Source organism: Brasilonema bromeliae SPC951, assembly GCF_012912135.1.
Taxonomy (GTDB): Bacteria; Cyanobacteriota; Cyanobacteriia; order Cyanobacteriales; family Nostocaceae; genus Brasilonema; species Brasilonema bromeliae.
In genome coordinates this window covers 1-692 of record NZ_QMEB01000338.1, presented here as the reverse complement: position 1 = coordinate 692, position 692 = coordinate 1, and the positions used below count along the sequence as shown (strand labels likewise).

Below are 692 nucleotides of genomic sequence, written 5' to 3'. Positions count from 1 at the left end.
CAGGCCAATTCTTTAGAAAACTGAGCGGTGATTTCATTGAGCGCCGCTTTAGTCGCTTGATAAGCTAGCCCTCGCAATCCGAAATAGTGTGAGTTCGGATCAAGGGTGTCAGTCAGGGATCCAAGAGTACTCGACATATTCACGATGCGACCAGCATTACTCTTACGAATCAGAGGTAGCGTTGCTTGCAATACTGCAAAAGCACCGAATACATTTGTCTCAAATGTCTGTTTTAGAATATTGAGGTCAAGGTCGCTCGGATTCGTTCCTGAGTCAAGGAAAATGCCTGCATTGTTGACCAAAATATCGAGCTTACCGAAATGCTCCTCAATATTTTTGGCAGCAGTGGCGATAGAGGAGATATCTGTGACATCAAGTTTGATGGATTGCACATCAAGCCCTTGGGCCTGTAATTTCTCTGCAGCTTCAGCACCTTTAGATTCATCACGGGCACCTATCAGTACCGTAATTTCTTGTTTGGCTAGTTGGCGGCTGATTTCAAAACCAAGCCCTTTATTTGCGCCCGTGACTAGGGCAATTTTTTTGTCGTTACTTTGCATAGAGTTCTCTCCTGATTTTAGAAAAGTGGCTCTTATAGAAGACCACTTTGAAGAATTAGACTGACATTGTTGGAATTCAAAGTTCCTAAAAATGCTGATAGAGCGACAGATGGCTTATTGATTTCAATACCC

General features: G+C 43.2%; 1 protein-coding gene. It reads right to left on the bottom strand.

Annotated features, from left to right (window positions below):
- Positions 1–560: SDR family NAD(P)-dependent oxidoreductase (locus DP116_RS27005; RefSeq protein WP_246275820.1), on the bottom strand; the 560-nt coding region annotated here is incomplete at its 3' end.
- Positions 561–692 lie beyond the last annotated feature (132 nt).